Raw genomic sequence first — 10,225 nt, 5'->3', positions numbered from 1 at the left:
CCAAAATATATTACCATCTTTCTCTTTAATAATTGTGTTAATTGAATCATTTGATAAAGTGATTTTAGTTATATTTGGATTAAATATTTTTCCCATTGCTAAAAAAAAATTTACACCATCTGGAGTTTCAACTTCTAAACCAGCTGCCATATAAGATGGTGGTGTTTTGTCTGACTCAAAATTAGTAAGTGTTGTAATTCTGTTAAATGTCCACCCATCTTCGTCTTTACCCATATATGCCAGACCCAAAGCTTCATCAGAAGTGAAGAATATCATTTTACTTTCACCAATTGTTTTTTCGTAAAGTATATCTTGCAAAGATAACCCTTCGCTTTGGAATCCTTGTTCGATTACTTTATCATAATTATTACCTTTAACAATTGAGAGATTGTCTTCTTTATTTTCACAACCGAGTGTCATGCTAAAGACGAATAATATTGATATTAAAAATATAAGTTTTATACTTTTTTTCATAAACGTTTGGTCCCCCTCCAATCTTTTATTTTATGTCTAATTTATAAAATATTTTTACACTTTTGTCCTTTCTTAATTATACAATATATCAAAGTAGAAATTCAAATGTTTAACAAAATCATATGTAAATTGCTTCCCTAATTTTAAAATCCTTTAATTTTGCATCCGAATGAGACGTGTGCGACTGGACTAATAAGTATTTGCTTTTTACAGTATCCTTCTGTGTGCTAAATAACTGTAAGCATTTGAACCAGACCATATAGTTAGTAGCAACAGAGTTTGTCTGCTTCGCTTCCAAACTATGTAAGGTACCTGACCCTTGGGTATAATTGTAAACTAAAAAATGCTAATTATATGTAAGCTAGCCTAAAGTAAAATATCTGATGCAGGTTTAGTAAATCATGTAACCTGATATCTTGTGCTTTATGTGGCAGCAAAATGATAGTGTGTTGCTACGAATGGCGCTGCACTTATTCGTTCTAGACATTATTATTGATGCTGCCTATGATAAATATGGTGACGTTTATATTCCACAGCAATATAGTTGGAACTGTAAATATGGATGAAACTACTTTTCCATTTAATAAAAAAGTATTAGATAGAGCTAATACCATCGAATTCAATAAGGTAGATTTAAAATACAATTTTGATAGAGTAGAGCTTGATAGGAGATAATTGATATAATTGGTATAGAATTAGAATTATTATATTTATAATAAATATGTATATATAATGGCAATAAGGGGTTGATAAAACAAAGATAGATGTAATACTTGAAAATAAAACAGTTTAGATGACACAAAAGGCCATTGCAGAGATTTATGGTTATATTCTTATTCATATTTATAGTATAATGAATAACTGTAGAGTATTAAAATATATAGATATAGAAGAAAATATGTAAAATACCAGTTAGAAATTACAAAGGAGGAATAATTTGAAATTTATTTCATGGAATATTGATTCATTAAATGCAGCCTTAACAAGTGATTCAAATAGGGCGGTGTTTACGAGGAAAGTAATTGATGCAATTATGGAGAAGAAGGCAGATGTAATTGCTTTACAAGAAACTAAATTACCAGCTAAGGGGCCAAGTAAGAAGCATATGGAGCAATTAGCGGAGTATTTTATAGGATACTCATATGTATGGAGAAATTCTCAGGAACCAGCTAGAAAAAGCTATGCGGGGACCATGTTTTTATATAAAGATAAGTACGCTCCAGAAGTTTTTTATCCTGAGATTCAAGCTCCAGATACTATGGATTTAGAAGGAAGAATTATTACTTTAGATTTTGGAGAATTTTATCTTACTCAGGTATATACTCCTAATGCAGGAGATGGTCTAAAAAGATTGGAAGAAAGGCAAGTTTGGGATGAGAAGTATACTGAATATCTTCAGAGTCTAGATAAAGAGAAACCAGTTTTAGCGACAGGAGACTATAATGTAGCCCATAGAGAGATAGACTTAGCACATCCACAAAATAATCGTAGGTCAGCAGGTTTTACAGATGAAGAGCGTGAAGGCTTTACAAATCTATTAAACAAAGGATTTACAGATACTTTCAGATATATTCATGGTGATGTGACAGGCGTGTATTCGTGGTGGGCACAAAGGGTAAAAACAAGTAAAATCAATAACTCAGGCTGGAGGATTGATTATTGGTTAGTTAGTGATAGGCTAGCTAACAAAGTTGTTAAATCTGAGATGGTAGACTCCGGTGAAAGACAAGACCATACGCCAATTTTATTAGAAATAGATTTATAGTTAGCAACAGAGCTTATCTGCTTCGATTTCAAACTCTGTAAGGTGCCTGTCACCTTTCAAATATTGTAAGAGAAGCGAACAATGTCTGTTTCTTAAAACTTCATATAGGTTACACCGGTAATTTGTGTACCAGTTAAGTTCCCTGAAAAATATTTATGAATTCCCTTGATGGCGTAAGTAATTGAGGCATAATAATATTAAATACATAAATGGTATCGCTTTTTAAAAGCTTGTAATAATTGTTGCGATACCAATATAGTTAAAGGATAGAATATAAACCTGTGAACATGGATACTCTAGAGGCAATGTTATTTGAGGCACGTGAAAAGGGGTATGAAATTTATGAGTTAAGATAAAAAATTATTAAAAATAAGAAACAGTACTGCAGAGGTTTTGATGTTTACAGCAGATGCAGGTTGTGATTCAATTGAGGTTATGGTTGAAAATGAAAACGTATGGTTAACTCAGGATATGATTGCAACAATTTACGATAAAGGACGATCTACAGTTGCAGAGAATCTATTAAATATTTTTTCTGATGGAAAAGGATATAATTCGAAATTTTATAATTTAGAGGCAGTAATTGCGGTTGGATTTAGAACTAATTCAGAAAGAGCGATCATATTTAGAAGTTGGGCAGGTTCTATTATGAAGGTTACTGCTGAGATAGCAAAATCCTTTGCAGAAAGTGAGTTTGAGAAATATCGAATTGTACAGGATAGATTATTTCAATCAGACTTTGATAAGTTTGCTAAAGGTTTATTAGAAGAATAGACATCAAATCTATTTCTAATATAACAAACATTAGAGTGAGCATCAGTAGCTGGAGTAGCAGCTGTTGATGCTTATTTTGTTGAAGTGGACGACTTATTCTAATTTAACAATTACGAGCTGTTATTTATAGAAATAGCAGAAGTTTATTTTTACATGTATGTAAAAATAAGCTACATTTAAGAGATCCTAATATTTAAAAGGGCATACTATCATCGTCGATTTTTATAACACAGCCATTATAAAGCTTTTCAGATGAAATAGTATTTTCATTATTTTTAGGCTTGAATGCACTATCAAAATGCTGTGGCCATTTATCACAATATTCTTCATTAGCATTTTCAAAACACTTAGGACAAGCAATATACTCATTATTTATATAATCATAACTCGCAAAGCTATGAGTCATTTCTTGGAGTTCAAATATTTCTTTCCAGGGAACCTCGAATTGATGGTTACAATTAATGCATTTAAATTCGCATATACCAAAATCAAATTCCTTATCTGCTGGATATTTATTCTTTTTATTCTTGCGTTTCTTCATTTGAATTCCTCCACTTTTTTTACGTTATAGGTATATTCTAATAAAAAAAGTTAAAAATTAAAAGTATTCCTGTTATGAATTAAAATGAACTTTGAAAAAATAGCTTTTACTTACTACGGTGTTGGCTAGTATAAGCTAATAAGCTCAGACTTTATAACTATTAACAGAGTGGGAATATTTGTCTCACTTAAAAAGGGCGTAACTTCCACACTAGTATATGAAAATCCAAAAACAAATGAAACATTTAAGGTCAGTTATAATTCCATTAAAGGAAGAAACACAAATTCTAAAAATGAAGGCAGCAAAACAATAAGTCAAAAGCCGGATAATATATTAGCTATAAATAAACTAGATAGTGATGCGGCCTATGAATTTGTATTTGACCTAAAGAAGAGGATATAAATATTATGCATAGATATAGAGATGAAGAGGAATACAAAAACCATGATTTTTACAAGAGTATAGAGGAAGTAAATATAGGTGGTATTCCTTTTCTTCCATCAACTACAGGACTCATGGAAGAGTTTTTAGATAAGCTGATAAATGAATCATCTTATTCTACCTTTGAAAGATCACTTGATTCTTTAGGACGAGAGAGCTATATAAAAGATGAATATTTCAAGGAGAGAACAGTTCTTGTAGGGTCTTTAAGAAATAAAGAGCAACTTGAAATTAATCTAAAAGATAAGTTTTATCACACTAAATGTAGCAATGTGAATTTAGTAGAGCATAATATTAAGTTTGTAGCTTTAGCTCAGTCAAAGAGACAGTTTGTAGGTGAGGCTGGCATAACTTATTATGGAAAGATAGTGGATATAAAAGTTGTGAAAAGAAATGTGATAAGAGAGATTCCAAGTGACTCTGAAGAGGATTACTATGTTTTTGAAATAGAAGAATGGAAGAAGCTTCACAGGAAAATTGAAGTGAAAGGCTATCAGGTGGTAAGGGTGATGTACACTACAGAATATTTACTTAGTAATGCTGAAATAGTTACGGAGCTTTGTATTAGGTCTAAAAAAGAATATAGATTGTGGCGGGAACTTAAGAGGATAAGTTCTTTAACTGAGACGGAAACTGGGAAAAGTATTAATAAGGATAGTAGTATTGAGGGTTTTTCTATAGAAGGTATGAGGGTAGATATAAAAGATGGGGAAATTTATGTAGAGTGCAATGGGAATTTGTATGAGTTTAGTGTGGCGGAATTTAATAGAAGGCCCAGGGATGTAATGGGGAGAATAATTGAGAGTGGGAGGGGTGCTAATTGAAAATGCACTATATAGTACAATCTAGCAACAGATACGACTTAGAGTGTTAGAAGCTAAATTTTAAAAAAATATTAAGTATTTCGATATAACAATTGCTGATCATGGTAATTTTTCAGTTCAAAGGAAAACTTTACTCCTTTTAATTCTCGTATAATGCTGTATAATAGAACGTATGCGAACATATGTTTGAAGAACGGCAATGCGAAAAATAATAGCAAAACCGAGAGAAATTAGCAACCACTAAACGGATTAGCTTCGCTAATCCATTTAGTGGAATGGGGTCGTGTCGTCCACTTATTAAATGGAATATTTAATAGGCTGCAAGTAGAAATTCTACACTATTTAACTTTCTATCTTGAGGTTTATATGAAAGAAAAACAACAGGATTAGGCTCTTGTAGAGATGTAAAAGAAAGTATAGATACTGCATTTAGATTTTTCAAAGCAAATAGTAGAAATATAAGTGCATATATATCAACTACTCAAAAGGACTACCTAATGCAAATACAAAGTTGGGATGACATCAAGCCTAGCATTAATAGCAATGTGCTCAGGAGCCCTTATGAAACCAGTACAAAGTCAGGTAGCAGTACTCGGTTCAGTTAGCATAGGCGGAACATTAAACAAGGTAGATTATTTAGCAAATTAAAAATATAAACGATTATGAACAGGAATTTTGGTATGCAAGAGAGTTGGCAGAAATACTAGAATACACAAAATGGGGAAACTTTAAAAAGGTTATAGATAAAGCAAAAGAAGCTTGTAATAATAGTGATATCAATGTTTTAAATCATTTTGCCGACGTCGGCAAAATGATAGATCTTGCCAAAGGTGCTAAAAGAGAAATAGAAGACATGATGCTTTCAAGATATGCGTGTTATCTTATAGTTCAAAATGCAGATTGAAGAAAAAATGTTGTTGCTTTAGGACAAACATATTTTGCAGCGCAAACAATAAAACAAGAAGTAATAGATGATTTTCAGCAAGAATCAGAAGATAAAAAGAGATTAGCTATTAGAAATGAACTAGCAGATCATAATAAGTCTTTAGCAGAAGTAGCACAAATGGCAGGTATAGAAGATCCAAGGGATTATGCAGTCTTTCAAAATAGAGGTTATCAAGGGTTATATGGAGGACTAGGGGCTAAAGAGATCAAGGAAAGAAAAGGGTTAAAGAAAAGTTATAGAATATTAGATTATATGGGAAGTACTGAGCTTGCAGCAAATCTCTTTCGCGCAACTCAAACTGATGAAAAATTAAGACGTGAAAATATTAAAGGTAAGCATAAAGCAAATGAGGTGCATTACAAAGTTGGAGCAAAGGTAAGGAAAACTATAGAGGAACTAGGCGGAACAATGCCAGAGAATTTACAAACGCCAAAGAAGAGTGTAAAGGCAATAGAAAAAGAAGAACAGAAGAAGTTAAAGAATAATGGTGATTTGATTGAATAGATAAATAGCTGAAAGAATTATTATTATTATAAAGAAGGGATAGCTTGTGTGGGTGTTTAAAATCGTGCGAAGGTATAGTGAGTAATACGGGAAACGACTACGGCACTCCCGATTAAATTTGAAAGTATTATTTTGTCGTTTATAGGGTGATTATAGTGTACGGTTTATGAGTATATATAAAGGAATTTATTGGGTATTATCGAATTAGATAATAGAAGGGAAGTGATTCAGATGATCTATAAAACTGGTGAAAAACCTGGAAAAGGTACTTATATTTGTACTAAATGTGGACAAAAGGTTGTTTTATATGATACGACTGATACTTTACCACCATGCCCTAAATGTAATGGTACCGAATTTAGAAAAGCTTAAAACAAGAAAGATCAAGACACTTAAGTGATTAACGAAATAGAATTATAAATTTTAGAAACTAACGATTAAATGCAGAATGAATATAATATGAGGCCTGCATTGGGTTGTTAACTAGATTGATGTAACAAAGATTAGAAGTGGAGTACTAGTTTGTAAGAATAGTGAAGAAGTATTTATAAAGTTATTAAATTGAACGACCATACTATAAAATTAGTATGGTCGTTTTAATATCCTTTAATATTGATGTAGTTAAGATTGTTGTGGACGAATCTCGACGTAGCCAAGATTAAAGAAACATCCTGATTAAAATATTAATTCTAATTTAGCTACTTAATTAATATAACTAGTAGTGATAGTAATTCATCAAGGAGCTAGGATGACTTTAAAATCAATATATACCTTTTTAAAAGCATATTTTAATTATATTACATCCGGAAATATCGCCTATGCAAGAGCAATTTCGGAAACTATGGTAGTTATCAGAGATACTTTAGGACAGAAGACTTTGAGTCCGATACAAATATACTTGCATAAGCAATATTCCTTTACACTTACTAAAGAAATGCTTCAAAGGTCAGTTTCACTTGCTATGTCACAATATCAAGACCCTTTTAATGAGATCCAATATTTTAAAATTTTAGCAATTATAGATAAAAGTTTAATTAAGACTAATCATAAAGGAATAAATATAGCAATAGAAGGCGGATGGGATAATAAAAATAATAAGCTTATTATTATTACATTTGGTCCACCGAGTAACATGACAGAAGAAGTTAGAGTAATCAAAGGATTAATTAAAGAATTTGTGATAGCATGTACTCCACTAGCTGATATTAAAACAGTAGCTTATTGGGATTTAAGCAAGGGAAAGATAACTGAAATAGACTATCAACCTTTGCAACCGGTTGATAAACAGAGTCTAATTGATGCTGCAAATAAGGTTTAATAGCATAGATAATCTTGGAATTTAATCTAAGTTGATAAATATTGAATATTGGAGTAAATAGTAAGAACAAACTTACTGGCTAAATTGTAGTGAGTTTGTTCTTGCTATTTTTGATTAATTAGATTAGTAACTAATTGCTTATGTGATTTAAGAATGGCTACTTAATGTTTTTTGATAAACATTAATAAATCGTCTGTTTATTGGATATAATTGTAAAGAAGGCATTTGAATAATAATTAAATTATTAGTTTGGGGGAATCTATATGCAGATTAACAATATTAAAAATAATGAATTTCTAATAGAACTCTGTAAGTTGTACATTAAGAAGATTTCCAGATTTCAATTCATATTCTAGTTGTACTCTTATTCGATTAAAATATTCATCCCATTTACTTGGTATACGAGTATTATTTGTGAGTGTTTGGCGTAATAATTTTTCGAAAATCTTCTTCAAAAACTTTACACATCTTTAAACGTTTCTCTAATGCCTGATTGGAAACAAGCATGCCTTCACCCCTCAAAATGAAATAGTAATTGACAACACTCGATACTTATGTTAACGTCAGTTTATAAACAAGTTTATACGCGAACGAATGAGGTGAGGAAATGCAAGATAAGTGCATTATTAGAAAGATTAAAGAGATTTGTAATATTTCTGATAAATATATTATAAAAAGAATAAATGAAGAAAGATTGCCAATTTTGAGGAATCATGTTACATTATTCTATATTCTTTCAGGAGATGGAACTCCATTGCTTTTTAACGAAATAGCAAAAATGTGGAAAATTTCCAAATCCTCTTTGTCAGATATTATTGTAAAGTATGAGAATCAAGGATTAATTAAAAAGTGCAGTTGTTCTGAAGATAAAAGGAGTATATACATAAGTTTAACTCCTGAAGCTAATATTATTAAGGAAAAACTATATGGAATTGAAGATGAATTTTTAAATTTATTACAAAAGAATTTTGATAAAGATCAATGGAATACTTTTGAAAATGACATAGAAAAAGCTTTAAGCAATCTTGAAAAAATGCTGTAAAAGCTTTTTTTTAATAAAACATAGTTCGTACACGTACGTAAGAATTTACAATTTCTAGCATGAAAGATATTATAAAAATGAACGAAATCTTAAGAGCTAGAACGAGCAGCCAGGCAAATGGAGGATGCTGTATCAGATGAAGAACGACATGGGGAATTATTGAAAGATTTAGTATTAAAATTTTCATAAAACTTAGGAATAAAAAAATTATAAAAAGGAGTGAATTGTATGATAAAGGTTGTAGCAAAAAAATTTGCTAAGGGAGATAAAATTGATAAAATTTTAGAACTCGCAAAAGAATTAATAGAAACAACAATAAAAGAAGAGGGTTGTATAAAATATGAAATGTACCAAGATCTAAAAAGTCCCGATCAACTAATCATGATAGAAGAATGGGAAACAATGGAGAACTTAAATAAGCATATGTCTTCAGATCATTTTAAAAGGATAGTTCCACAAATGAGTGTTTATATGGATAAGAAATCAGAAATGAATGTTTGTAAAAAAGTAATTTATACATAACTTATGTATAAATAAATCTAATATATAATAAGGAGCGTAAACATATGGAAAACCAAGTACTTAAAGCAATAGAAAATAGAAGAAGCACAAGAAAGTATACAGAAAAGCAAATAGGTGAGGAGGAATTGCAAACAATACTAGCGGCTGGTATACAAGCACCTACTGCAAACAATTCACAACCATGGCATTTTACAGTAATACAAAATAAAGAAATGATTACCCATATAAGTGATAAGTCAAAAGAAGTGATGCGTCAAAGTGACAATGAAGGCATAGTAAATATTGGAAAGAACGCTGTAAATATATTTTATAATGCACCTACTCTAATAATAGTTTCAGGTAAAGAAGATGTTAGTTCATCTTTGGTTGATTGCTCAGCAGCCATAGAAAATATGTTAATAGCTACTGAAAGTATTGGTCTTGGAACAGTATGGGTAGGTCTTGTTGGATTTTTCTTTTCACTTAGTGATGAAGTTAAAAAATTAGGACTGCCTAATGGATATAAACCATTTTATGCTGTAGCCATAGGACATAAAGCGAGTGATAGTATTTTAGGACCATCAAAGAGAAATAAAGATGTTATAAATTATATCAGATAAAAAACTAATTTTAAAATAAAGGGGATTATAAAATGTTAAATTTTGATTATTCAATACAGACAGAAGTATTTTTTGGAAAAGATAAAATAGATCAACTTGCAGAAAACGTAAAGAAGTATGGTTCTAAAGTTTTGCTTGTTTACGGTGGTGGTAGCATAAAGAAAAGCGGATTATATGGTAAAGTCACAGATATTTTTAACGAAAATGGAATAAACTTCTTCGAGTTATCAGGTGTAGAGCCTAACCCAAGAATATCAAGCGTAAAAAAAGGGATTGAAATATGCAGAGAAAATAAAGTAGAACTTATACTTGCTGTAGGTGGAGGAAGTGTAATTGACTGCTCAAAGGTAATAGCAGCTGGCTATTATTATGATGGTGATGCATGGGACATTGTACTTGATCCAAGAAAAATAAATAAAGTTATTCCAATTGCAACTATACTAACATTATCTGCTACAGGTTCTGAAATGGATGC

The 10,225-nt window shown here is 30.9% G+C and carries 16 protein-coding genes; 14 read left to right on the top strand and 2 right to left on the bottom strand.

The genetic code is table 11. From position 1 onward, the window contains the following. Positions 1–474, bottom strand: a 474-nt coding sequence (locus ACJAX4_RS18585; RefSeq protein ID WP_435790928.1) for a hypothetical protein, incomplete at its 3' end; no start/stop codon positions are given. Positions 475–978: 504 nt separating this feature from the next. On the opposite strand from ACJAX4_RS18585, the gene ACJAX4_RS18580 reads away from it, so the two are divergent. The 3 genes from ACJAX4_RS18580 (at position 979) to rhuM (ending at position 3,013) form a co-directional block, all read left to right on the top strand. Further along, positions 979–1,149, top strand: a complete 171-nt coding sequence (locus ACJAX4_RS18580; protein WP_435790927.1) for a hypothetical protein — start codon at positions 979–981, stop codon at positions 1,147–1,149. 262 nt (positions 1,150–1,411) lie between these two features. Next, a complete protein-coding gene (locus tag ACJAX4_RS18575; RefSeq protein ID WP_435790926.1) occupies positions 1,412–2,239 on the top strand; it encodes an exodeoxyribonuclease III in 828 nt (275 codons plus the stop codon). Between the two features lie 396 nt (positions 2,240–2,635). Beyond that, positions 2,636–3,013, top strand: coding sequence for a RhuM family protein (gene rhuM / locus ACJAX4_RS18570; protein ID WP_435790925.1), 378 nt, complete (start codon positions 2,636–2,638; stop codon positions 3,011–3,013). Positions 3,014–3,206: 193 nt separating this feature from the next. Here the strand turns inward: rhuM and ACJAX4_RS18565 are convergent, their stop codons facing one another. Then, complete coding sequence (locus tag ACJAX4_RS18565; protein ID WP_435790924.1) at positions 3,207–3,554, bottom strand: hypothetical protein; 348 nt, start codon at positions 3,552–3,554, stop codon at positions 3,207–3,209. A gap of 138 nt (positions 3,555–3,692) precedes the next feature. Here ACJAX4_RS18565 and ACJAX4_RS18560 point away from each other — a divergent pair, with 138 nt between their 5' ends. The 11 genes from ACJAX4_RS18560 to ACJAX4_RS18510 all read left to right on the top strand — a co-directional run. Then, entirely contained in the window at positions 3,693–3,956 is a 264-nt protein-coding gene (locus ACJAX4_RS18560) for a nuclease domain-containing protein (protein WP_435790929.1), read from the top strand. Between the two features lie 5 nt (positions 3,957–3,961). After that, on the top strand, positions 3,962–4,819 hold the full coding sequence (locus ACJAX4_RS18555; RefSeq protein ID WP_435790923.1) for a hypothetical protein: 858 nt from the start codon (positions 3,962–3,964) through the stop codon (positions 4,817–4,819). Between the two features lie 516 nt (positions 4,820–5,335). Continuing rightward, a complete protein-coding gene (locus tag ACJAX4_RS18550) occupies positions 5,336–5,467 on the top strand; it encodes a hypothetical protein (RefSeq protein ID WP_435790922.1) in 132 nt (43 codons plus the stop codon). A gap of 43 nt (positions 5,468–5,510) precedes the next feature. Continuing rightward, positions 5,511–5,723, top strand: a complete 213-nt coding sequence (locus ACJAX4_RS18545) for a BRO family protein (RefSeq protein ID WP_435790921.1) — start codon at positions 5,511–5,513, stop codon at positions 5,721–5,723. 159 nt (positions 5,724–5,882) lie between these two features. Continuing rightward, positions 5,883–6,269 (top strand): hypothetical protein, encoded by a 387-nt coding sequence (locus tag ACJAX4_RS18540; RefSeq protein WP_435790920.1) that lies wholly within the window; start codon positions 5,883–5,885, stop codon positions 6,267–6,269. A 231-nt stretch (positions 6,270–6,500) separates the two neighbouring features. Next, positions 6,501–6,641, top strand: a complete 141-nt coding sequence (locus tag ACJAX4_RS18535) for a zinc ribbon-containing protein (protein ID WP_435790919.1) — start codon at positions 6,501–6,503, stop codon at positions 6,639–6,641. Between the two features lie 376 nt (positions 6,642–7,017). Continuing rightward, a complete protein-coding gene (locus tag ACJAX4_RS18530; protein ID WP_435790918.1) occupies positions 7,018–7,587 on the top strand; it encodes a hypothetical protein in 570 nt (189 codons plus the stop codon). A gap of 607 nt (positions 7,588–8,194) precedes the next feature. Beyond that, positions 8,195–8,629, top strand: coding sequence for a MarR family transcriptional regulator (locus tag ACJAX4_RS18525; protein WP_435790917.1), 435 nt, complete (start codon positions 8,195–8,197; stop codon positions 8,627–8,629). 228 nt (positions 8,630–8,857) lie between these two features. Next, positions 8,858–9,151 (top strand): putative quinol monooxygenase, encoded by a 294-nt coding sequence (locus tag ACJAX4_RS18520; RefSeq protein WP_435790916.1) that lies wholly within the window; start codon positions 8,858–8,860, stop codon positions 9,149–9,151. 44 nt (positions 9,152–9,195) lie between these two features. Continuing rightward, positions 9,196–9,750, top strand: a complete 555-nt coding sequence (locus ACJAX4_RS18515) for a nitroreductase family protein (RefSeq protein WP_435790915.1) — start codon at positions 9,196–9,198, stop codon at positions 9,748–9,750. Positions 9,751–9,782: 32 nt separating this feature from the next. Continuing rightward, positions 9,783–10,225, top strand: a 443-nt coding sequence (locus tag ACJAX4_RS18510; RefSeq protein ID WP_435790914.1) for an iron-containing alcohol dehydrogenase, incomplete at its 3' end; no start/stop codon positions are given.

The organism is Clostridium sp. (assembly GCF_051278035.1).
Classification (GTDB): domain Bacteria; phylum Bacillota; class Clostridia; order Clostridiales; family Clostridiaceae; genus Clostridium_AD.
This window is presented reverse-complemented; position numbering and strand designations above follow the sequence as displayed.